General features: G+C 73.1%; 19 protein-coding genes, 1 tRNA gene and 1 pseudogene. 12 read left to right on the forward strand and 9 right to left on the reverse strand.

From position 1 onward, the window contains the following. Nucleotides 1-16: 16 nt before the first annotated feature. The 3 genes from AB852_RS32910 (at nt 17) to glmS (ending at nt 3,280) form a co-directional block, all read left to right on the forward strand. Entirely contained in the window at nt 17-916 is a 900-nt protein-coding gene (locus AB852_RS32910; protein ID WP_073793834.1) for a DUF4429 domain-containing protein, read from the forward strand. Between the two features lie 199 nt (nt 917-1,115). Further along, a complete protein-coding gene (locus tag AB852_RS32915) occupies nt 1,116-1,373 on the forward strand; it encodes a hypothetical protein (protein WP_073793835.1) in 258 nt (85 codons plus the stop codon). A gap of 89 nt (nt 1,374-1,462) precedes the next feature. Beyond that, on the forward strand, nt 1,463-3,280 hold the full coding sequence (gene glmS, locus AB852_RS32920) for a glutamine--fructose-6-phosphate transaminase (isomerizing) (RefSeq protein WP_073793836.1): 1,818 nt from the start codon (nt 1,463-1,465) through the stop codon (nt 3,278-3,280). 128 nt (nt 3,281-3,408) lie between these two features. Here the strand turns inward: glmS and AB852_RS32925 are convergent, their stop codons facing one another. Both AB852_RS32925 and AB852_RS32930 read right to left on the reverse strand, forming a co-directional pair. Then, complete coding sequence (locus AB852_RS32925) at nt 3,409-3,978, reverse strand: GPR1/FUN34/YaaH family transporter (protein WP_073793837.1); 570 nt, start codon at nt 3,976-3,978, stop codon at nt 3,409-3,411. Between the two features lie 466 nt (nt 3,979-4,444). After that, nucleotides 4,445-4,969 (reverse strand): universal stress protein, encoded by a 525-nt coding sequence (locus tag AB852_RS32930; RefSeq protein ID WP_073793838.1) that lies wholly within the window; start codon nt 4,967-4,969, stop codon nt 4,445-4,447. A gap of 1,267 nt (nt 4,970-6,236) precedes the next feature. Here AB852_RS32930 and AB852_RS32935 point away from each other — a divergent pair. The 5 genes from AB852_RS32935 to AB852_RS32955 all read left to right on the forward strand — a co-directional run bounded on the left by AB852_RS32935 (nt 6,237) and on the right by AB852_RS32955 (nt 9,192). Continuing rightward, nucleotides 6,237-7,460, forward strand: a complete 1,224-nt coding sequence (locus AB852_RS32935; RefSeq protein WP_073793839.1) for a helix-turn-helix domain-containing protein — start codon at nt 6,237-6,239, stop codon at nt 7,458-7,460. Between the two features lie 10 nt (nt 7,461-7,470). After that, a complete protein-coding gene (gene orn / locus AB852_RS32940; protein WP_073793840.1) occupies nt 7,471-8,097 on the forward strand; it encodes an oligoribonuclease in 627 nt (208 codons plus the stop codon). 83 nt (nt 8,098-8,180) lie between these two features. Beyond that, nucleotides 8,181-8,253: transfer RNA gene (locus AB852_RS32945), tRNA-His, on the forward strand. A gap of 265 nt (nt 8,254-8,518) precedes the next feature. Further along, nucleotides 8,519-8,911, forward strand: coding sequence for a hypothetical protein (locus tag AB852_RS32950; protein ID WP_073793841.1), 393 nt, complete (start codon nt 8,519-8,521; stop codon nt 8,909-8,911). Next, the gene (locus tag AB852_RS32955) at nt 8,908-9,192 is read left to right on the forward strand and encodes a hypothetical protein (protein ID WP_073793842.1); all 285 of its coding nucleotides are present in this window, start codon (nt 8,908-8,910) and stop codon (nt 9,190-9,192) included. Before AB852_RS32950 ends, AB852_RS32955 begins: the two co-directional genes overlap by 4 nt. Nucleotides 9,193-9,375: 183 nt before the next feature. On the opposite strand, the gene AB852_RS32960 is transcribed toward AB852_RS32955, so the two are convergent. The 5 genes and pseudogenes from AB852_RS32960 to AB852_RS32985 form a co-directional block, all read right to left on the reverse strand. After that, a complete protein-coding gene (locus AB852_RS32960; protein WP_073793843.1) occupies nt 9,376-9,906 on the reverse strand; it encodes a flavoprotein in 531 nt (176 codons plus the stop codon). 169 nt (nt 9,907-10,075) lie between these two features. Beyond that, nucleotides 10,076-10,291 (reverse strand): annotated as a pseudogene (locus AB852_RS41150) (transcriptional regulator); the annotation flags it as partial. An 18-nt stretch (nt 10,292-10,309) separates the two neighbouring features. Then, nucleotides 10,310-11,380: a LacI family DNA-binding transcriptional regulator gene (locus AB852_RS32970; protein ID WP_073793844.1), complete on the reverse strand. Its 1,071-nt coding sequence runs from the start codon at nt 11,378-11,380 to the stop codon at nt 10,310-10,312. Nucleotides 11,381-13,472: 2,092 nt separating this feature from the next. Further along, nucleotides 13,473-14,846 carry a HAMP domain-containing sensor histidine kinase gene (locus tag AB852_RS32980; protein WP_073793846.1) on the reverse strand — a complete coding sequence of 458 codons (1,374 nt, stop codon included), beginning with the start codon at nt 14,844-14,846 and terminating at the stop codon, nt 13,473-13,475. After that, complete coding sequence (locus AB852_RS32985) at nt 14,843-15,532, reverse strand: response regulator transcription factor (RefSeq protein WP_178391174.1); 690 nt, start codon at nt 15,530-15,532, stop codon at nt 14,843-14,845. The genes AB852_RS32980 and AB852_RS32985 overlap by 4 nt, the downstream gene beginning before the upstream one ends. Nucleotides 15,533-15,631: 99 nt before the next feature. Between AB852_RS32985 and AB852_RS32990 the strand changes: the two genes are divergently transcribed. Beyond that, nucleotides 15,632-16,231, forward strand: a complete 600-nt coding sequence (locus AB852_RS32990) for a hypothetical protein (protein WP_073793847.1) — start codon at nt 15,632-15,634, stop codon at nt 16,229-16,231. Nucleotides 16,232-16,290: 59 nt separating this feature from the next. On the opposite strand, the gene AB852_RS32995 is transcribed toward AB852_RS32990, so the two are convergent. Then, on the reverse strand, nt 16,291-17,340 hold the full coding sequence (locus tag AB852_RS32995) for a spermidine synthase (protein ID WP_178391175.1): 1,050 nt from the start codon (nt 17,338-17,340) through the stop codon (nt 16,291-16,293). A gap of 67 nt (nt 17,341-17,407) precedes the next feature. Continuing rightward, complete coding sequence (locus AB852_RS33000) at nt 17,408-17,869, reverse strand: hypothetical protein (RefSeq protein WP_073794390.1); 462 nt, start codon at nt 17,867-17,869, stop codon at nt 17,408-17,410. A gap of 310 nt (nt 17,870-18,179) precedes the next feature. Between AB852_RS33000 and AB852_RS33005 the strand changes: the two genes are divergently transcribed. From AB852_RS33005 to AB852_RS33015, 3 genes are all read left to right on the forward strand, one after another. Continuing rightward, entirely contained in the window at nt 18,180-19,658 is a 1,479-nt protein-coding gene (locus AB852_RS33005) for an NsdA family TPR-like regulatory protein (RefSeq protein ID WP_245877005.1), read from the forward strand. An 893-nt stretch (nt 19,659-20,551) separates the two neighbouring features. Then, nucleotides 20,552-21,628, forward strand: a complete 1,077-nt coding sequence (locus AB852_RS33010) for a phosphatase PAP2 family protein (protein ID WP_073793848.1) — start codon at nt 20,552-20,554, stop codon at nt 21,626-21,628. Then, nucleotides 21,537-22,730: a hypothetical protein gene (locus AB852_RS33015; RefSeq protein WP_073793849.1), complete on the forward strand. Its 1,194-nt coding sequence runs from the start codon at nt 21,537-21,539 to the stop codon at nt 22,728-22,730. The genes AB852_RS33010 and AB852_RS33015 overlap by 92 nt, the downstream gene beginning before the upstream one ends. The last annotated feature ends 14 nt before the right edge of the window (nt 22,731-22,744 follow it).

Below are 22,744 nucleotides of genomic sequence, written 5' to 3' on the forward strand. Positions count from 1 at the left end.
ATGGGAGAATCCCCGTATGGCGGAAATCATCCAGCGCGACGGAACCTGGACCTTCGACGGTGGGACCCTGCGGCTCGTACCGGGCCGGGACAAGGCGGTGAGTCTGCTCCGCAGGACCCTGGGTGAACTGACCGTGCCGCTCACGGCGGTCGCGGGTGTCTCCTTCGAGCAGGGCCGCAAGGCCGGGCGGCTGCGGCTGCGGCTGCGGGAGGGGGCCGATCCACTGCTCCAGGCCGCGGGCGGGCATCTGACGGACGGCACGGACCCGTACCAGCTGTCGGTGGAGCCGGACCGGGGCGGGGTCGCGGAGTACTTCGTGGACGAGGTCCGCAACGCCCTGCTGCTGGACGAGGTGCCGTCCGGCCCGGCCGACCGCTATCTGATGGCGGGCCCCTCGGTGCCGTTGTCGGTGCAGGCGGGCGACGGGACGGCGAGCTTCGACGGGGAGCACGTACGGCTGGAGTGGAACTGGAAGACGGAGGAGGCGAAGGCCGCCGCCGGGACCCGGTCGCTGGCCGTCGACTCCCTCCAGGGCGTCGAGTGGCAGCCGTCGGCGGGGCTGGAGAACGGCTTCATCCGTTTCACCGTGCGCAATGTCCCGCCGACGAAGGCACCGCCGAAGTACGACCCGCACGCGGTGGTCCTGTGGGGGTTCCGCAAGGACCCGCTGATGGCGTTGATCGCCGCGGCCGTGCAGGCCCGGCTGCCGCACCCGGCCGCGCTCACCCGAGACACCCCGCCGAAGGCGCTCACCGCGGCCCCCGCCGCGCCCCCGGCCCCCGCGCCCGCGCCTCTCGCGGACGATCACGACGCGCTGCTGCGGAGGCTGCGGGAGCTGGGCGAGCTGCGGGAGGCGGGGGTGCTCACCCAGGAGGAGTTCACCGCGGCCAAGCAGGCGGTCCTCAGCCGGATGTGACCCGGGAGGTGCGGTTCGGGCGCATTCTTACCCTTCGCACATCATTGGCACACCATTCGAGCCTTATGTAACCTCACACGGCTTTTCTGAACGTCCCTCACTTCACCCTGGGCGGCCCCCGACCCGCAATCGGGGGCCGCTCTGCCCGAAATCGGGCAGGATTCTTGCGTAAGCGCCTCGGTTGTCCCAGGATCAACGGGTGCACGACGACCTTGTCGATCATCTGACGCGCAGTACGCCGCTGAGCCGCGGCGAGGCCCTGCGGGTGGTCCAGGACGTCCTCGCGTACTTCGACGAGACGACGGAGGACTTCGTCCGTCGCCGCCACCGCGAACTCCAGGGTCAGGGCCTGGTGAACGCGGAGATCTTCGAACGGATCGAGGCGGAACTGAGCTACCGCGCGGTCGCGCCGCCGACCCTCTCACTGAGGCAGCTGCGCCGCATCGTCTACGGCTAGCGACGGCATCCGGGAGACCCCCGGGCCCCGGGGGCGACCCGGGGAGCCGTCACGGCCGTCCGAGAACACAGAAACAGAGGACACGTTCCATGTGCGGAATCGTCGGATACATCGGCAGGCGCGATGTGGCCCCGCTGCTCCTGGAAGGGCTCCAGCGGCTGGAGTACCGCGGCTACGACTCGGCCGGTGTGGTGATCACGGGCCCCAAGGCCACCGGACTGAAGATGGTCAAGGCCAAGGGCCGGGTCCGTGACCTGGAGGCCAAGGTCCCCGCCCGCTTCACCGGCACCACCGGGATCGCCCACACCCGCTGGGCCACCCACGGCGCCCCCTCCGACGAGAACGCGCACCCGCACCTGGACGGCTCCGGCCGGGTCGCCGTCGTCCACAACGGCATCATCGACAACGCCTCCGACCTGCGGACCAAGCTCACCGCCGAGGGCATCGAGTTCCGCTCCGAGACGGACACCGAGGTACTGACCCACCTCATCGCCCGCTCGGACGCCCCGACCCTGGAGGAGAAGGTCCGCGCGGTCCTGCGGATGGTCGAGGGCACCTACGGCATCGCCGTGCTGCACGCCGACTTCGCGGACCGGATCGTCGTCGCCCGCAACGGCTCCCCCGTCGTCCTCGGCATCGGTGAGAAGGAGATGTTCGTCGCCTCCGACGTCGCCGCGCTGGTCACCCACACCCGTCAGGTCGTCACCCTCGACGACGGCGAGATGGCGACCCTGAAGGCCGACGACTTCCGCACCTACACCACCGAGGGCACCCGTACGACGGCCTCCCCGACCACCGTGGAGTGGGCGGCCGAGTCGTACGACATGGGCGGCCACGACACGTACATGCACAAGGAGATCCACGAGCAGGCCGAGGCCGTGGACCGGGTGCTGCGCGGCCGGATCGACGACCGGTTCTCCACGGTCCGCCTCGGCGGGCTGAACCTCGACGCCCGGGAGGCGCGCGCGGTGCGCCGGGTGAAGATCCTCGGCTGCGGCACCTCGTACCACGCGGGCATGATCGGCGCCCAGATGATCGAGGAGCTGGCCCGGGTCCCCGCCGACGCCGAGCCCGCGTCCGAGTTCCGCTACCGCAACCCGGTGGTGGACCCGGACACCCTCTACATCGCGGTCTCGCAGTCCGGTGAGACGTACGACGTGCTGGCCGCCGTGCAGGAGCTGAAGCGCAAGGGCGCCCGGGTGCTCGGGGTGGTCAACGTCGTCGGCTCGGCGATCGCCCGGGAGGCCGACGGCGGGGTGTACGTGCACGCCGGTCCCGAGGTGTGCGTCGTCTCCACCAAGTGCTTCACCAACACCACCGTCGCCTTCGCGCTGCTCGCCCTGCACCTGGGCCGCACCCGCGATCTGTCGGTGGCCGACGGCAAGCGGATGATCGAGGGCCTGCGCAAGCTGCCCGGCCAGATCGACGAGATCCTCAAGCAGGAGGACGACATCAAGGCGCTGGCCCGTGAGTACGCGGACGCCCGCTCGATGATGTTCATCGGCCGGGTGCGCGGTTACCCGGTGGCCCGTGAGGCGTCGCTTAAGCTCAAGGAGGTCTCGTACATCCACGCCGAGGCGTATCCCGCCTCGGAGCTGAAGCACGGTCCGCTCGCGCTGATCGAGCCCGCGCTGCCGACGGTCGCGATCGTGCCCGACGACGATCTGCTGGAGAAGAACCGGGCGGCGCTGGAGGAGATCAAGGCCCGCAGCGGACGCATCCTCGCGGTGGCCCACCAGGAGCAGGAGAAGGCCGACCGGACGATCGTCGTCCCGAAGAACGAGGACGAGCTGGACCCGATCCTCATGGGCATCCCGCTGCAACTGCTCGCCTACCACACCGCGTTGGCGCTGGGCCGGGACATCGACAAGCCCCGCAACCTCGCGAAGTCCGTGACCGTGGAGTAGTCACCCGGCCGGGCCTCGGACGGACCCGCCCGACCCGGGACGCGAGTGATCCCTGTGCGAGCCACGACGGCGCACAGGGATCACTCCTTGGGTGCGCCGGGGCCGCCCGAGCCCCGGCGCGGGCTGCCTCAGCCGGTGGCCGTCACTCCACGGCCGGCAGCGCGTTTGGGGAGGGCGGTCGGCCAGTGGGCGAGGGCCGCGGTGGCCGCGTACCACGCGGCGAGACCTCCGGCGGCGGCGAACCAGCCACCGGCCTTGGCGAGCCCGCCCGATTCCCCGAACTGCCCCAGGGCGAGCAGCAGCAGGGAGAGGGACAGCAGACCGTAGGAGACCCGGACGAGCGGCACCGTTCCCGCGGAGGCCAGGGTCAGACTGAGCGCGAGCAGCGCGAACAGCAGCAGGAACAGCCCTGCCGCGTTGGCCGAGACCTGACTGCCGGCGCCGGCGCCCCAGATGAACCAGAGGGCTCCCAGTCCGGCGAACGCCGTGCCGTTGAGGGCGTCATGGTCGCGCAGTGCCAGCAGCCCGGCGAGGAACAGCGCTATCCCGCCGAGATAGGTGGCCACGGAGACGGCGTCGGCCGCCGTCACCCCGTCGATGACCTGGGTATGGCCGATACCGAAGGCCAGCAGGGTGAGGCCGAGGGCGAGATGGCCGAGGGTGGAGGTGCTGCTTCCCGCAGAGACTTCGCTGTCCACGGCGGGCTCCCTTCAAATGCGGTCGTGCCGCGTGGTGTCGGCCGCTGGATTGCGGCCCGCGACCGCTATGTACCCGGCGCGCGGGCCGGATTCACCCCTACGCATGAGTAGATTTGTCGACCCGTTGACGCCGTCGGCCCACCCATCGGGCCCCGGCCCGGGGGCTGTTGCCCGCACGGTCGTGGGGGTGGGGTGGTGGGGCGCGCGCGGGGCGCGGAGCGGGGGCGGGGTCGCGCCGGGCCGGGCCGGGCCGGGTCGGGTCGCGTCGGGTCGGGTCGGGTCGGGTCGCGCCGGGTCGGGTCGGGTCGGGCTCAGAGGTACCGGCCGACGGGTGGGCGCCGGGCCGGAGGTCTGATACCGGCCGACGGGGCGGGCGCCGGGCCGGGGGACGGGGCCTCACCAAGGGACGGGACCGGGCCGGGGGGCGGACGTCAGCCGGTGGGACAGGGCGGCCCGGGGCGGGTCGTCAGGGGATGACGACGACGGGGCGCTGGGCGCGGCGGGCGAGCCGTCCGGCGACGGAGCCGAAGATGCGGCCGACGATCCCGTGCGTCGAGCCCACGACGATGGCGTCGGCCTCGTACTCCCGGCCGACCTCCTCCAGCTCATGGCAGATGTCGCCGCCGCGTTCGACCAGGATCCAGGGGACCTCGGCGAGGTATTCCGCGCAGGCGAGTTCGAGCCCGAGGACCTCGGTGCGGTGGTCGGGGACGTCGACGAAGACGGGGGGTTCGCAGCCCGCCCAGACGGTCGTGGGCAGCCGGTTGGCGACATGCACGATGATCAGACCGGCGCTGGAGCGGTGGGCCATGCCGATGGCGTAGGCGAGGGCCCGCTCGCTGGACATGGACCCGTCGAAACCGACGACGACTCCGTGCTTGAAGGCGGGATCGCAGGGGTGGCGTGCTTCTTCGGCCGCCAGCGGGTCGGCCGTCGGATCGGCGACCTGACGCTTGCGGTCCGCGGGTTCGAAGGATTCGTGACCGGCCATGGGTGTCTCGGCGAAGAAGATCCTCTGAGGAGGGGCGGCTGGAGGGCCCGAGCGGGGCTGCGGGCTGCGGAGCTGTCGGAGGATGCGGCTGTCAAGGAGGTCCGGGTCGGGAGCTGCGTCGGGGCTGCTGGGTCGGTACCCCGGAGCTGTGTCCGGGAATCATCTTCCCAACCCCCTACCCCCAAGGGTACGGCGACACTCCCCTCATGCCCACTGTCCCGGCGCGTACCGCTCAGTGCCGCGCCGGGGCGCGGCACACCCCGGGGGCGTACCCCGGGAGCATGCATGAGCGCCGGGCCCGCTGGCAATGGTGGCTGCCACTTACAGCCGCTTCGGGGGCCGGATGACCACATCTCTCGGACAACAGTTCGTTCAATCTGAGACGACCTGGCCGGGTCCTTTACGGGTGGTATACGCCGTAAGGGAGTCCGTCGGCCGTCCGGCGGCGGCCCCTGGGGACGGGTGCGCGGGAGCCCGCAGAGGCGGTGCGGACCGGCGTGCGCCGTGGAGCGGGGAGCCGTCGGCGGGGCCCGGCGGGCGAGCCGCGAGGTGACCGCGGGAGCACCGGCGCGTTGGGCATTGCGAACCCTCTCCCATGGAAGTGCAAACATGCCAGGACCCCCTCCCCCCGTACCCGCCCCCGGTCCCGCCGCAGCGGGCATGCGCTGGGCCGTCTTCACCACCCTCGCCGTCCCGATCGCGCTCCTCACAGGCACGGCCGCACTCGCAGGAGCAACCGGTGCGGCGCTCGGTCTGATGGCGGTGGCGGCCGGGTGCCGGATACTCCTGCGGCAGACCACCCGCCGCCCGGCGGGAGCCGGCCCCGCCCGCCGTCCGTCCCCTATACGCGCCTCTTACAGGCGCACGCCGGAGAGCTGACCGGTTTCGTCGCACGCCCCCGTAAGATTTCAGCCAACTTGGCCAAGGGCGGCTTCCTTTGGTCCAGACCCCGTCCATCCCCGTTCCCACCAGGGAAGAAAGGGTCGACGGCCGGATTCGCACCCTACGCGGACCGGCCACGCACCGAATGCGTACTTCCCGAAGCGCTCCCGGAGTGCCACGCTTCGTGATCGAATGCTTTACGCCAAGTTGCCATGTCGACAATGTGCTGGGGTGCAAAAGTGGTCACGCGGGCACCACGGAACACAGTAGATTCGATCATGACTGTCTTACGGCGGGGGACTCGTGCAGGACCGAGGGGAAATGTGCTGGAGCGACAAGCCCGAGACGTTAGGGGCGCCGCGACCACCGAGGGGGGCTTAGCGCCATGAGCCACGACTCCACTGCCGCACCCGAGGCGGTCGCCCGGAAGCTATCCGGGCGACGCCGACGGGAAATAGTCGCGGTGCTGCTGTTCAGCGGCGGCCCCATCTTCGAGAGTTCGATCCCGCTCTCGGTGTTCGGTATCGACCGCCAGGACGCCGGAGTGCCGCGCTACCGCTTGCTGGTGAGCGCCGGCGAGGACGGACCGCTCAGGACGACCGGCGGACTCGAACTCACCGCGCCGCACGGCCTGGAGGCGATCGCCCGCGCGGGCACCGTCGTCGTCCCGGCCTGGCGCTCGATCACCGCGCCGCCGCCGGAGGACGCGCTCGACGCGCTGCGCCGCGCCCATGAGGAGGGCGCGCGGATCGTCGGGCTGTGCACGGGAGCCTTCGTGCTCGCCGCCGCCGGACTGCTCGACGGCCGGCCGGCCACCACCCACTGGATGTACGCGCCGACCCTGGCGAAGCGGTACCCGTCGGTCCATGTGGACCCCAGGGAACTCTTCGTCGACGACGGGGACGTACTCACCAGCGCGGGCACGGCCGCGGGCATCGATCTGTGCCTGCACATCGTGCGCACCGACCACGGCAACGAGGCGGCGGGCGCGCTCGCCCGCAGGCTCGTGGTGCCACCCCGGCGCAGCGGCGGCCAGGAGCGCTACCTCGACAGGTCTTTACCGGAGGAGATCGGCGCCGACCCCCTCGCGGAGGTCGTCGCCTGGGCGCTGGAGCATCTGCACGAGCAGTTCGACGTGGAGACGCTCGCGGCCCGTGCCTATATGAGCCGCCGGACCTTCGACCGCAGGTTCCGTTCGCTCACGGGCAGCGCGCCGCTCCAGTGGCTGATCACCCAGCGGGTCCTCCAGGCGCAGCGTCTCCTGGAGACCTCCGACTACTCGGTCGACGAGGTGGCGGGCCGTTGCGGCTTCCGCTCCCCCGTCGCGCTGCGCGGCCACTTCCGGCGCCAGCTCGGCTCCTCCCCCGCCGCGTACCGGGCCGCCTACCGGGCCCGCCGTCCGCAGGGGGAGAAACTGGTCGACGCCGGGCCGCTCACGGGGCCGGACTCCCCGGTCCCGGCGCAGACCAGGCGCACTCCCGTGGCCGGCTCGCACGGTCCGCACCCGTCCCTGTCCCCCGACCCGGGGCGGCACGGACATGGCTCGGACGTGTACGCGTCAGGGCTGATGGGGCGCCCGAGCCTGCCGGGGCAGCGGAGCGCGCCGTAGGGTAAGGCGCATGAACGATCGCATGGTGTGGATCGACTGCGAGATGACCGGACTCTCGCTGGCGAACGACGCACTCATCGAGGTGGCCGCACTGGTCACCGACTCCGAGCTGAACATCCTCGGTGACGGGGTGGACATCGTGATCCGCCCGCCGGACGAGGCGCTGGAGACCATGCCCGAGGTGGTGCGGCAGATGCACACCACCTCGGGTCTCCTCGCCGAGCTGGCGGGCGGCACCACCCTGGCCGACGCGGAGGAACGCGTCCTCGCGTACCTCCGCGAACACGTCAAGGAACCGGGCAAGGCCCCCCTGTGCGGGAACTCCGTCGGCACCGACCGCGGTTTCCTCTCCCGGGACATGCCGGACCTGGAGTCCTACCTCCACTACCGGATCGTGGACGTGTCCTCCGTCAAGGAACTGGCCCGCCGCTGGTACCCCCGGGCCTACTTCAACAGCCCCGACAAGAACGGCAACCACCGAGCGCTGGCGGACATCCGCGAGTCCATCGCCGAGCTGCGCTACTACCGCGAGGCGATCTTCGTCCCGCAGCCCGGACCGGACTCCGACACCGCCCGCAAGATCGCCGCCAAGCACGTCCTGCCCGCCTCCGACCCCACGGCGCCCACAGCTCCGTGAAACGTGTGCGCGAGCACCCTCCCGGACCCTGTACACTTTTTCTCGGCCGGTCGGTGAACCTCACGGGGAACCTTCCGATCGTGGTGGGTGTAGCTCAGCTGGTAGAGCACCTGGTTGTGGTCCAGGATGCCGCGGGTTCAAGTCCCGTCACTCACCCTGATAGATCAAGGGGCTGACCTGGTAGAACAGGTCAGCCCCTTGATCGTTCCCGCCCCCGGGAACGCGAGGGGCGGGCGCCCGTCCCGGGACCGCCGACTTCCCGCCGCCCTCCCCGTCGCCTCCCGCCGCGCACACCACAGGCGGCACCCCACAACGGCGACAACAGCCGCCAAGGCGGCAACAGCCCGCCGGCACCCGGCACCCGGCTCTCTCCCGCGCCCGTCCGCCCCGCGCTGTCACACCCCCCTCGTACGCTTCCGCCATGAGCGTCTCCCTCTACTACAGCGCGCACCGCGCCACACCGCTGACCGGGCCCGAGTCGGCCGCGATGGCCCGCGTGGTCGCCGCGCGCACCGCGTCGTTCCCCTACGAGGACGAGGAGGGCCTGTACCTGTACGACCAGGACCCGGCGGACCTGCGGGAGATCGTCGACGGCTCGACCAAGATGCCGTTCGACCCCGCCCGTCTGATGCCGGTGATCGTCCATGTGCTGGACTCCGTGACGGAGTTGCGCAGGACCGTCCCGGACGCCGAGTGGCGCGTACACATGGACGACCTCGACGTCCCCTGGGACGAGACGGAGGGCTACGCGTTGCCGGGGATGCGCGACGCGGACCTGAGTGCTGAACTCGCGGCGGACGGGACGCCGGGATGAGCGGGAAGGAACCGGCGCTCCCCACCCCGGAACAGCGGCGCCTCATCGACTTCGGCGAGTCCCTGTACCGCGGCATCACCCCGGACGCCGACCTCGGTCACGTCCTGCTGCCCGAGGACGACGCGGTGGCCGTCGTGCACCGCGTCCGGGGCGGCGGCACGATCCTCGTCGCGGCCGACCGCTCTGTCCTCTTCTCCGGCTCGGCCCACGACATCGGAACGGCCCTGACCGACTTCCGCGCCGGCGCCCGCACACCGCTGGAGAGGTTCCGCTCCCGGTGACCCGCGGGCGTGCCACGGCAGGGCCGCGGATATGCCGGGCGGGCCCTGCCCGAGGTACGGCGCGGACCGGTTCTCCAGGACGTGGGCCAGCCGGAGCCACTGGGTCTGATGCACGGGCAGACAGTCGAGGGCATCGGGGGCGGCCCAGCGCGGCTCCGTCTCGGCATATCGCCCGTCCCCTCACTACGACAAAGCCGCCACAGCACGGTCCCAGGGGAATGCCTTGGCGTTCCCCTGCTTCGGCGGATGCGGCGGGTACCCGTCCGCCCCGATCAGCACCCGCACACCCTGCGCGCGCAGCCGTTCCACCGAGACGGCGACCGCGGGCTGCGCCCCCTGCGCCTGGTTGAAGTACGGCATCGCCGCGACCGGAACGCCCAGGTGAACGCCTTCCGACGGCAGCCCGATCGCCAGCGTGTCCGCGATCCCCGCGCCCCACTTGTTCAGCGTCGTGCACGACATCGGCGCCATCAGCATCGCCGCCGCCCTGGGCAGCGCGTCCGACTCCCACGGCAGCTTGTACCGCGACCGCACCGGGTGCCCCGTCAGCTCCGCCAGCTCCCGCATCCGGGGCTCCCACCAGCGCGCGGCGGACGGCGTCAGCACCAGGCACACGTCCCAGCCGACGCCTTGGGCGACCCGTACGCCCTCGTCCACGTACCGCGTCGGCCCGGCCGCGCACGCGATCAGGTACAGCACCCTTCGACTGCTCATGCACGCAGTCCACCCTCCCGGGCGACGCCAGCACAAGACCCCGTGCGGACGGCTGCCTGCCCGAGGTACGGCGCGGACCGGTTCTCCAGGACGTGGGCCAGCCGGAGCCACTGGGCTGTTGGGCCGGGGAGCGGCCGGTTCGTCGTAGTGCTCGGTGCGGCTCACAGGACTATTCCTCCGCAGGTCGGGCGGCCTTCCGGACAGCGTCGAAGCTGCTGGCGTAGGTGTCGAACATGCCACTCGCTCCCCTACGACGGAGATGCCACAGTGGGGCTCCGTAGGCGTTGACTCCCCAGGTATGCGCGTTGACGAGCGTCTGATCGTCAGCCCGGTGGAGCGAGTTGTGGAACGTCGTGCCGTGCGCGCAGGCGGGGACGGCTGATGTTCCGGTACCGGTGGCCGGTCAGGTCGACGCGCGGGGGACCAGTTCTGTCGGGAGTACCACCGGGCGGGCCGGTGTGCGGTGTTGGCCGCGGGCGGGGCGGGGGCCTCCTGGGGTCCGGGCGATCTCCGCCAGGAGGACACCGATCATCGCCCGGCCCATGTCCTCGACGGGCTGCCGGACGCTCGTCAGGGGCGGGTCCATGTGGCGGGCCATCGCGGAGTCGTCGAAACCGACCAGCGCCACGTCGTCGGGCACCCGGCGGCCCCGGTCCCGCAGTGTCCTGCGGGCGCCCGCCGCCATCACGTCGGACCCGGCGAAGACCGCGTCCAGATCGGGGCGGCGGTCCAGCAGTTCGGCCATCGCGCGCCGTCCGCCCTCCTCGGTGAAGTCACCGGGGGCGATCAGTTCCTCGTCCACCGTCAGGCCCGCGTCCTCCAGGGCCGCCCGGTAGCCGTCGACCCGGCGCCGCGCCCCGTACACGTCCAGCAGACCGGTGATCGTCGCGATCGTGCGGCGGCCCCGGGAAATCAGATGCTCCACCGCCGCCCGGCCACCGCCGAAGTTGTCGGAGTCGACCGCCGGGACCTTCTCGTCGCCGCTGCGGCGGCCGCTGATCACCGTGGGGATCGCGAGCTGGGTCAGCAGATCCGGCAGCGGGTCGTCCGCGTGGACGGAGACCAGCAGGACGCCGTCCACCCGGTGCGCCGCCAGATAGCGGGAGAGCCGGTGCCGCTCCCGGTCGCTGCCCGCGAAGATCAGCAGCAACTGCATCTCCAGATCGGCCAGTTCCGCCCCCACCCCGCGCAGGATGTCGGAGAAGTACGGCTCCGCGAAGAACCGGGCCTCCGGCTCGGGGACGACCAGCGCGATCGCGTCCGTCCGGTTCGCCGCGAGGGCGCGGGCCGCGGTGTTGGGGACGTACCCCAGGTCGGCCACGGCCGCCTCCACGGCGGCGCGGGTGCGGTCGCTGACCCGGGGCGAGCCGTTGATCACCCTCGACACCGTGCCCCGGCCCACCCCCGCGCGGGCGGCCACCTCCTCCAGGGTCGGCCGTCCTCCGCCACGACCGCGTGTCGCCTGACCCGTCATCGCCCGCCACCTCCGTAGTACGCCGGTCACCCGGCCTCTGATGGCCCGGCCCGGCTTCCGCCCCGCCACCCGCGACCGCACGACCCCGACGGCCCGTACGCGTTCCCGAGCGGTCCGTATGTGCTCCCGGCCGGCCCGTGTGTGTGCTCAGCCGGTCCTTGTGTGTTCCCGGCCGCTCCGCCCGTCCCGCCGGGCACCTGCCCCGGGCCCGCGGTCCCTGACCCGCCGTCGGACGCCGGGGAACCCGTATGTCCCGCGCCGGGCGAGGAATGTAACAGCCTCCCACCCGGAATCCACCTCCCTGATCACCGCGAGCCCTGAACAGGGCCGTGCCGCAGCCGTGTTGGCGTGCTCGTCCAGCACGGACGACGCCCGGCGGACATGGCCGGGCCGGGACGTGGGCGGTCACTCGCGGGACGCGCTCCTGGCGGCGGTCCGGTGGTCGATCGTCGCCCGGACCTGCCGAGGGGTCGGCGGTGATGCCGCTGTCCCCGGTCGCGGGTCACCGCGTTCCGCGGGACGGCCTGCCGGGGGTGTCCGTCCGGTACCGGGCCCGGGTCCGGGGGCCAGGTCCGGACCCGGACCCGGGGACCGGGCCCGTCGCGCCCCGGCCGCATGGGGGAAGCCTCGGCCGGGTCGCGTTCTTCGGGTGTGGGGGTTCGTGGTGTGGGGGGCGGGCCGGCCGGGGCGTGGAGGAAGGGGACCCGGGCCGGCCCGGTCCATGAGGCGGGGCGCCGTGGGGGAAGCGCCCGGGACCGGCGGTCGGCTACCCGTAGGCGGTGAACACCTGGGTGACGACGCGAGGTCGGTGGACGGCCGGACCACCGGGACATGGCTTGCCCCGGGGCCGTTCCGTGCTCTCGGAGGGGACGCCGCCCGTGGGGGGCGGGTACGACGTCCTCGGCGAGAGCCGCGAGTGGTGGGGGGTAGCACTCGCGGGGGTGTGCGAGGGCCTGGGGGAGCCGCTCGCGGTGGGGGTGTCCCGTATGTACGGGGCGAAGGCGGACGCACCCCCGGCGACGGCGGGCGCGGCTACGGTCGCGTCCGCCGTCCTGTGCCGGGCACGGACTTCACGTCGGTGCGTCCTGGTCATGGGGGTGCCTTCGTCTCCTTGTACGGGGGTGGGGGCGGCCCCGTTCTGGGGGTGGGCCGCGGAGCAGCACGTTAGCGGGTTGCATCGCGACAAATCGCTCCCGCTCGGGGGGTTGGGGGGCTTCTTATGCCGCCCTTAAGGACCACATCGGGGAACGGAAAGGTCGCGGGGGTGGTTTCCGGTATCCCTGGCGGGTCCCAGTAGTACTCACGCGGTTCCCCGTGCCCCTGCGGTTCCCCACCTGGGCGCACCTCTTCCCGTGCGGGTACGTCCGGGGGTGCGCAGTTCCCCGCGGGTCGCCTTCGCTTGCGCCTCTGGGGTTCCACACCTGCGGCGTACCTGTCCCCGTGCGGGTACGTCCGGGGGTGCGCAGTTCCCCGCGGGTCGCCTTCGCTTGCGCCTCTGGGGTTCCACACCTGCGCGTACCTGTTCCCGTGCGGGTACGTCCGGGGGTGCGCAGTTCCCCGCGCCCCTGGGTTTCCTGTGCTGGGCGCGCTTGTTCCTGTGCCGTCGCTCGTCGGGTGCGCAGTTCCCCGCGCCCCTTTGGGGGTGCCACCTGGGGCTGTCGTCCGGCTGAGGGCTGGCATCAACCGGGCCGGGGTTCACGCCCCTCCTCGCGGACTCGCCCGGCTACGGGAGGGGGTGGGCGGGAATCTCTGCCCGCAGACTCCGATGCTCTTCAGTGGAGCAACTGGACGTGTTACCGAGCGTGTCGGATCGAGGACGGAGAATCCCGACCGGCACCGACCCGAAGAACAAACAGAACGCGCCCCAAAGGGGCGCGGGGAACTGCGCGAAGACGAGGACGGCCCCGCACCCGAAGAGCGACCGCAAGGGGGCAGCATCCAGGGGCGCGGGGAACTGCGCGAAACCACCGAGCGACGGCACAGGAACGGAGTACGTCCCGCCGGACAGACCTCGCAAGCGCAAGCGAAGGCGACCCGCGCAGGGACAAGTACGTCCCGCCGGACAGACCTCAAAAGCGCGAGCGAAGGCGACTCAGCGGAGGGCGAACCTGCGCCGCTTGCGGACGCCGCCCCGGTGGCCCCGTCCCGCGACCCGCGCCGCGCCCACCTGTATCCACACCCGTATCTCCGCACCCCCGAGCACCGAGTGCCCGATCCGCACATCGCCCCCGGTCGCCTCGGCCATCCGCCGCACGATGTCCAGCCCCAGTCCGGTGGAGCCCGCCTTCCCGGACCCGCCGCCCCGGGCCATCGCGGCGGCGGGGTCCCCGATGCCGGGCCCCGCGTCGGACACCAGCACGATCACCGCGTCGTCCCCGTTGTGGACGTCCACCGCGAACGCGGTCCCCTCCGGGGTGTGCCGGAACACGTTCCCGAGCAACGCGTCGAGCGCGGCCACGAGATCGGCGCGCGCCACGGGTATCCGTACCGGCCGCTCCACCCCCGCGACCCGCACCTTGCGTCCCTCGTCCTCCGCGAGCGCCGACCAGAAGTCCATCCGCTCCCGGACGACCTCCGCCACATCGCTGCCGGCCCCGGGCCCGACCGCCGCGGTCTGCGGCTTGGCCTCGCGGGCGGTGCGGATGATGGTGTCGACCTCGCGTTCGAGCTGGTGCACCGCGGCGCGGGTCTGGTCGGCGGCGGGCCCGTCACCGAGGGACGCGGCGTTCAGCCGCAGCACCGTCAGCGGGGTCCGCAGCCGGTGCGACAGATCCGCGGCCAGCTCGCGTTCGTTGGCGAGGAGCTGGACGACCTGGTCGGCCATCGAGTTGAACGCGACCGCGGCGAGCCGCAGTTCCTTGGGGCCCTCCTCGGGCACCCGGGCCCCCAGTTTGCCCTCACCGAGTTCCCCGGCCGCCCCGACGAGCCGCTGCGCGGGCTGCACCATCCGCCCGCCGAGCCGGTCGGCCACCGCGACGGAGCCGATGACGAGACCGACCCCGACCCCGGCGAGCACCAGCCATGCGGTGCTGACGCCCTTGCCGACCTCCGAGTCGGGCACGAAGATCTCCACCACGGCGTTCTTCCCGGTGGGGAGCGCGCTGGGCTGGAGCAGCGCGAAACCGCCGGGCACCTCCGTGATGGAGGCCCTGCCGTGCATCCGCGCCGCGTCGAGGGCCCGGTCGGCGACCCGCTGCTGTCCGATCCCGGTCGCCGCGTCCTGCCCGATGGGCGGGAGATGCACGGTGGTCCGCTGCTCCGACCCGGCGGTCATGATGGCGCGTTCGAGCTTGTCCCGGTCGGTGGTGATGGTGAGGGCAGGCACGATCGACGCGGCCTGCCGTTCCGCGTCGGACATGGCGCGGTCCCGGGCCATCTCCTTGATCACCAGCCCGAGGGGGACGGCGAAGGCCACCACGACCATGGTGGTCACCGCCAGGCATACCTTGACGAGTGCCCATCTCACCGCGGCGGCTCCAGCTTCACACCGACCCCGCGCAGGGTGTGGAGGTAGCGCGGGCGGGCCGCGGTCTCCCCCAGTTTCCGGCGCAGCCAGGACAGATGGACGTCGATGGTCTGGTCGTCCCCGTAGGACTGCTGCCACACCTCGGCGAGGAGTTCCTTGCGGGCGACGACCACCCCGGGCCGTCCGGCGAGGAACGCCAGGAGGTCGAACTCACGCCGGGTCAGGTCGAGGGTCGCGCCGTCCAGTTCGGCCTGGCGGCGCAGCGGATCGATCGACAGTCCGCCGACCTGGATGACCCGACTCGGCGGCGCCTCTGCCGTGTTGCCGCGCGAGCGGCGCAATACCGCCGCCATCCGCGCGGAGAGGTGCTCCACGGAGAATGGTTTCGTCAGATAGTCGTCGGCCCCGTCGTTGAGCAGCCGGACGATCTCGTTCTCGTCATCGCGCGCGGTCGCCACGATCACGGGTACGTCGGTGAGGCCGCGCAGCATCTTCAGCGCCTCCGCCCCGTCGAGATCGGGCAGTCCGAGGTCCAGGATGACCAGGTCGAACGGGAAATGAGCCACCTCACGGAGAGCCTCCAGGGCGGTCCCGACGCTGCGTACGGTGTGGGACGCGTCGGTCAGATGCCGGATGAGGGCCGAGCGTACGAACTGGTCGTCCTCGACGACGAGCACACGTGCCATGAGCGGCACCGTACGCCATGCGGGTCATGCCGGTCGCCGGGGGACGGTGCTGTCCCAGGGGGCGACAGAGCGGGGTGGGGTGCGGCAGGATGACCGACGATGCGCAGGGGACTTCTTCATTTCTCGGCTTGGACGCTCTCCACGGGCGCGGCGGTCACGCTGTCGTGGTGGGGCGTTCATTCGGTGATGTCCGGTACGGCCTACGATCCCCCGCGGGCGCTGCCGATCACCGGGCAGGACGCCACACCGGAGCTGTCCTCGACGGACCGTCCGGAGCCCCGGAAGTCCGCCGACCCGACGCCCAGGACCCGTACGGGCGACGGGGGTTCGCAGGGCGTGGCCCGGACGCCGGCCCGGGTGCCGTCGACCGCGCCGGTGACCGCTCCCCCGCCCTCGCCCAAGCCCTCGTCGGCCCCGTCCTCGGGCACCCCGGGCGCCGATGAGCCGATGGGGGCGACCGGTTCCGCGCCGGGTTCCGTCAAGAGCTACGCGACGGACGGGGGCCGGGCCGTCTTCGACATCGGGGCGGACTCCGTGGAGCTGGTGTCGGCGACACCCGCGGCGGGCTGGTCGATGCAGGTGTGGAAGCAGGCGGGGCTGGGTTGGATCCGGGTGGACTTCCAGTCGGGTGAGAAACGGGTGTCCGTGATCGCCACCTGGCACGAGGTCGAGCCCAAGGTGAGCGTCAACACGTACTGACCCGTCCTTGACCGGCCGGACGCGGGTAGATCCGGGGGACCCGGCGGCGGGCCGGGCGGTCAGCCGGGGAACGCGTTGACCGGGGGCCGGGGCGAGTCCCTGGCCGTGGCGTCCCGGACGGGGAGCGCCCCCGCGGTGAAGTCACGCAGGGCCGTGCCGTGTTCGATCCGGGCGCCCTGCGGGTCGGTGGCGGCCCGGCGGCCGAGTTCCGGGACGGGCAGCGGGAGTGCCGCGGCGATCAGCACCGCGTTGCCGAACCGGCGCCCGCGCAGCACCCCGGGCTCCGCGATCAGCGCCGTCTCGGGGAACACGTCCCGCACCGTGGCGATCTGCCCGCGCAGATAGGTGAGCGGCGGTCCGTCCGCGATGTTCGCCGTGTACCAGCCCCCGGGGGTCAGTACCCGGCGCACCTCGGCGACGTACTCGACGCTGGTGAGATGGGCCGGGGTGCGGGCCCCGCTGAACACATCCGCGATGACGAGGTCGGCCCATCCGTCGGGCACCGCGCCGAGCGCCTCGCGCGCGTCCATCGACCGCACCCGTACCCGTACCCCGGACGCCAGGGGAAGTTCCGCGCGGACGAGACGGACGAGGGCCTCGTCCCGTTCCGCGATCTGCTGGGTGGAGCGGGGGCGGGTGGCGGCGACGTAGCGGGCGAGGGTGAAGGCGCCGCCGCCGAGGTGCAGCACCCGCAGCGGCCGGCCGGGCGGGGCCAGCAGATCGATGGCGTGCCCGATCCGGCGCTGGTACTCGAAGCCGAGGTGCTCCGGGTCGTCGAGGTCGACGTGCGACTGCGGGGCGCCGTCGATGAGCAGCGTCCAGGCGCGGGGCCGATCGGGGTCGGGCACCAGTTCGGCACGTCCGCCGCCGACGTCCGCGACGACGGACTCCCGGTCACCCCGCCGCCGGGACCGCCCCCGCCCGACGGCACCGTCCTCCGGCCCGCCCGCGGCGTCCGTACCCGCACCGGCACCCGTACCCGTGCCCGTGCCCGTACCGCCGGGGAGCGACCCCTTCCCCCGCTTGCTCCGCTGCTGCTCGGCCTGCTTCTGCTGCTTCTGCTTGGCTTGCTTCTGCTGCTTCGCCCGCGGAGCCCGTTCCCGTGCCATCGGGCCATTATCGGCGCGCCCCGGCGGCCCGGCAGCGCCGCCGCCCCCTCCCCGGGCGGCGGCGGGCTCAGCAGCAGTTGTCGGCCGCCTCGATGAGCCGGGCCGCCTGCCCCAGCGCCTCCCGCAGCACCGCCGGGTCGGTGACCCGGTCGTCCTGGCCCGGGGGCAGCAGCCAGCCGGTGCCCGCGACGGGCGGTTCGGGCACCGCGCCCGCGAGCGCGGCGAGGGGCACGCCCCGGCCGAAGGTGCGGGTGCAGGCGCTGCCCGGTACGTCCCAGCCGTCGGCGGTGCCGGGCGGCACCAGGAAGCCGAGGGTGCGGCAGCGGTTGTCGTGCAGGACGGGGCCCGCGGCGTCGCCCCGGCGCAGGATGTCCACCGCCTCCAGGCCCTGCCGGGCGGACACGGTCACCAGGTCGCACTCCCCGGCGGACACGCTCCCCGGCGGGGACGGCGGGGCCCCGCCGCTCGCGGTGGATGGCAGGGGCACGCCCGTCGGCGCGCCCGGCGTAGCAGGTGTGCTGGGTTTCATCCCGGCCTCCAACACGGAACCCGCTCCTCGGTCGAGCGGGTGGATGTGACTGATGGCTCCCCGTCCTCGTGGTTCAACGCCGGAGGGCGTCAACGGCTACGGCGCCACGCCGCCGCAAAGGATGGCACTTCATGGCAGATCGTGGGTGAGATATCCGTTTTATTGGCAAACCCTGTGTGGCGGTCCGATCACAGCCGGTACGTTCGTGCCCCGCCGGACCGGAGCGGGGACCACGGGCGCACCGGACATGTCGGTCCGGGCCGTGACGCCCCGCTGGGGTCCGGCAGGACGCGCACGAGAGGTTCCGGCCATGGCGTCGTCAGCGAGGCCCTCCAGAACGCCCGCCCCGGCGGGCGGCCCGGCTCCGGCACCACCGCCGGGCCGCGGTCCGCTGCCCCCGGCACCCCGGACGAACACCGTCTTCCGGGAACTGCGCGGGGCGAGGTCGCCCGGGGAGTTCGCGGCGGTGGTGCGGCGGGCGGCCCGGGACATCGGGGAGCGGGTGAGCTGTGACGCCCGCTACATCGGACGGGTGGAGGCGGGTGAGATCCGCTGCCCCAACTACGCGTACGAGCGGGTGTTCCTGCATATGTTCCCCGGCCGCACCCTCGCGGACCTGGGCTTCGCGCCGCGGTCGGCGGTACGGGGCCGGGGGGCGCGTGCGGCGGCGTCCGTACCGCCCGTACCGACCGAACCGGCCGCCGTCCACGGCCCCGTCCATCCGATCGAGCAGTACGAGATCCAGAACCACGAGGAGAGCGACGTGCGGCGTCGCGCATTCATGACCGGCGGTCCGGCCACGGTGGCCGTCTCGCTGACGCCCGCCACGGCCGCGGCCCTGCCGGTCCCGGCCCCCCGCGCGGCGGACCCCGGCGGGGCCCGGCGGGCCGGTGAGGCCGAGGCGCTCGCCGTCGAGGACGCGGTACGCCGTATCCGGGTGCTGGACGACCGGCACGGCGCGGACGGGCTCTACCGGCGGGCCGCGGTCCCGCTGCGGACCGCCTTCGAGCTGCTCGACGCGGCGACCGGGCGCCGGGCGACCGCCGACCGGCTGCACGCGGGGGCCGGGGAGCTCGCCATCTCGGTGGGCTGGCTCGCCCATGACTCGGGCCGCTTCGCGGACGCCCGTTCGCACTACGCCGAGGCGCTGGCGACGGCCCGGATGTGCGGGAACGCGGGGGTGGAGGCGCACGCGTTCTGCAACACGGCGTTCCTCGCCCGGGACGCGGGACGCCCCCGGGAGGCGGTACGGGCCGCGCAGGCGGCCCAGCGGGCGGCCCTGGAGCTGGGCTCGCCCCGGCTGCTGTCACTGCTGGCGCTGCGGGAGGCCGGGGGCTGGGCCGGGCTCGGGGACCGCCCGGGGTGCGAGCGGGCGCTGGCGCGGGCGCGGGACCTCTTCGACCGGGGGGTGACGGACGCGGACCCCGAGTGGATGTCCTTCTACGGGGAGGCGGAGCTGGCGGGGCTGGAGGCGCAGTGCTGGTCCGCGCTCGGGGAGTGGGCGCGGGCCGCGCGGTTCGCGCGGCGGGCGGCGGAGCTCCAGGAACCGCACTTCGTGCGGAACACCGCGCTGTACACCGCCGAGCTGGCGGACGATCTCGCGCGGGCGGGGCGGCCGGACGAGGCGGCGGCGGCCGGGGAGCGGGTCGTGTCGCTGCTGGACGAGGTGCAGTCCTCGCGGGTGCGGTCGATGCTGGCGGAGACGGTACGGGTGCTGTTGCCTCACCGGCGGGCGGGGGGTGTGGGCGGTTTCCTCGACCGCTATGCGGCGCTGCCCCGCCCGGCGTAACGCCTTCCGCCTTCGCTTGCGCCTTCGAGGTCCGTCCGGCTGGACGCACCTGTCCCTGTGCGGGTCGTTCGTGGGTGCGCAGTTCCCCGCGCCCCTGGGTTACCTGTGCTGGGCGTACTTCGTTCCTGTGCCGTCGCTCGGTGCGTTTGCGCAGTTCCCCGCGCCCCTGGATGCTGCCCTCTTACGGTCGCTCTTCGGGTGCGGGGCCGCCCTCGTCTTTTGCGCAGTTCCCCGCGCCCCTGGGGTTCCCCACCTGGACGCACCTGTTCCCGTGCGGGCCGTTCGTGGGTGCGCAGTTCCCCGCGCCCCTGGATGCTGCCCCCTGCGGTCGCTCTTCGGGTGCGGGTCTGCTCTCGTCTTTTGCGCAGTTCCCCGCGCCCCTTTGGGGGCGCCCCATCATGTTGTCCGTCGTCTGCGGAACCACCCTCCTCGCGGACTCGCGCTGCTGCGGGAGGGGGTGGGCGGGAATCTCTGCTCGCAGACTCCGATGCTCTTCAGTGGAGCAACTGGACGTCGTGCCGAGCGTGTCGGATCGAGGACGGAGAATCCCGACCGGCCCCGACCCGAAGAACTGACCGGACGCGCCCCAAAGGGGCGCGGGGAACTGCGCGAAGACGAGAACCGGCCCGCACCCGAAGAGCGACCGCAGGAGGCAGCGTCCAGGGGCGCGGGGAACTGCGCACCCCACGAACGACGGCACAGGAACGAAGTACGCACACCCGGACAGACCTCGGAAGCGCACAGCGAAGGCGCCCCGTGAGGTTGACGGGAGGCAACCCCCCAGGGGAACAGTGGCGTCTTGCGGAAACGGGGGCGCCCGCCTTCACGGCGTTCACATACACCGTAAAGTGGGCGCGCGGCCACGGCTGCCGCACGGAGTGAGGAGACCTTGGATGCCGAATCGCGGACCGTCCGACACCGGGGCGGGAGCCGAGCCGGTACCAGGGACAGGGCACAGGCACCGGCTCCGCTGGTGGACCGAACTCCCGTTGCTCCTGCTCGTGTACCTCGCGTACTCCGCCGGACGGCTCCTCGCCCGGGGTGACGTGAGCACCGCCGTCGACCACGGACTGGCGATACTCCGGGCCGAGAAGGCACTGTGGCTGAACGCCGAGCACCCGCTGAACCGCCTGTTCACCGAGCACGCGTGGATAGGCGTCCCGGCGGACTTCTGGTACGCCTCGCTGCACTACCTGGTGACACCGGCCGTGCTGATCTGGATGTTCCGCTCGCGCCGGGTCCACTACCGCGCGGCCCGCACCTGGCTGCTGCTCTCCACGTTCGTCGGACTCATCGGATTCACCCTGGTCCCGACGTGCCCGCCCAGGCTGCTGGACGCGACGCACGGCTTCGTCGACACCATGGCGCAGTACAGCGCGTACGGCTGGTGGGGCACCGAGGCCAGCGCCCCGCGCGGGCTCGGCGGGATGACCAACCAGTACGCGGCGATGCCGAGCCTGCATGTGGGCTGGGCCCTGTGGTGCGGGGTCGTCCTGTGGCGGCACGGCGGCCGGGGGCCGCTCATGCGGACGGCGGCCGTGGCGTACCCGCTGATCACCACCGTCGTGGTGATGGGGACGGCGAACCACTACTTCCTCGACGCGGTCGCGGGCGCGGCCGTGATGGGCGCGGGGCTGCTGCTGACGGCACCGGGGCTGCGGTTCGTGGACCGGCTGCGGGCGCGCTACGCGACGGCCCGCGCCGAGGCCATGACCGGCGTCGTGCCGGGTGCCACGGCGGGTGCCGGCGCGGGTGCCGTGACGGGGCACGGCCGCGCGGCCGGGGCGGACCCGGTGAGGGCGCCGGCGGGTGTCGCGGTACGGGCCGGGACGGGCGGAAGTTCCCCGGTTGTCGGTGGTGGGTGCCAGACTGCGGCGGGTGAGCGAATTCCCCGACAGCGCAAGCAGTCCGCCGAGCACGGTCCCCGTTCCTCCGAAGCGGGGGACGGCTCTCCGGCACCGGCTCGCTGAGCTGCGCGGCCCCGTACCGGCGAAGGCCATGGACGCCCGCTCGCTGGCGGCGCTCGCGGTGAACCCGGGGTGCGGGCGCCGGGCCCTGCTGGACGGCGCGGGGGTCGACAAGGGCGCGGTGGCGGAGCGGCTCGGGGCGCCCGCGGTGTCGGGGCAGTCGCAGTTCGCGATCGTGCGGGGGCACGCGTTCGAGGCCCGGGTGAAGCGTGACGGCGGCGCGGAGCTGCTGCGGCTGGCCCATGAGCGGCTCGACCCGTCGGCCCCGGCCCCGGGGCCGGACACGGCCCGGATGCCCCCGCTGTCGGCGGCCGGCGGCCAGGAGGCCCGGGTCGCGCGGACGGCGCTGGCGCTGCGGGAGGCCGCCGCGGCCCCGGGTGTGTGGACGCTGCTGGACCATCCGATGCTGTCGCTGGACGTGGCGGGGACCCCCGCGTTCCTGGAGCCCGACGCGGTGGTCGTCCACCCCGACGGGCGGTGGAGCGTGGTGGAGATCAAGTCGTTCCCGATGATCGACGGTTCGGCCGAGCCCGCGAAGGTGGGCGCCGCCGCCCGGCAGGCCGCCGTGTACGTCCTGGCGCTGGAGCGGGTGGCCGCCCGGCTGGACCCGGCGCCCGAGGTGGACCACCGGGCGCTGCTGGTGTGCCCGAAGGACTTCTCCAACCTCCCGGCGGCGGCGCCCGTCGATCTGCGCAAGCAGTTGTCGGTGACCCGGCGTCAGCTGGCCCGGCTCACCCGGGTCGAGGAGATCGCCGCCGTGCTGCCCGAGGGCGCGACCTTCGACGCGGAGCAGTCCCCCGGCTCGCTGGGCGCGGCCGTGGAGGCGGTGCCCGCAGCGTACGCGCCCGAGTGCCTGTCGGCGTGCGAGCTGGCGTTCCACTGCCGGGCGCGGGCCCGGGAGCAGGGCGCGGTGACCGCCATCGGCCGGTCGGTCCGCGGTGAGCTGGGCGGGCTGACCACGGTGGACGCGGTGCTCGCAGCGGCGGCGGGCCAGGCCGGTGACCCGGCGGACCCGACCGTCGCGGCGCTGCGCCGCGCGGCGGCCCTGCGGGACGAGGCGCTGGGCGCGGTGCCCGGCCCGGCGCGCGGGTCGGTCCTGTGCTGACGCCGTCGCCCGGG

Source organism: Streptomyces uncialis (genome assembly GCF_001905345.1).
GTDB lineage: Bacteria > Actinomycetota > Actinomycetes > Streptomycetales > Streptomycetaceae > Streptomyces > Streptomyces uncialis.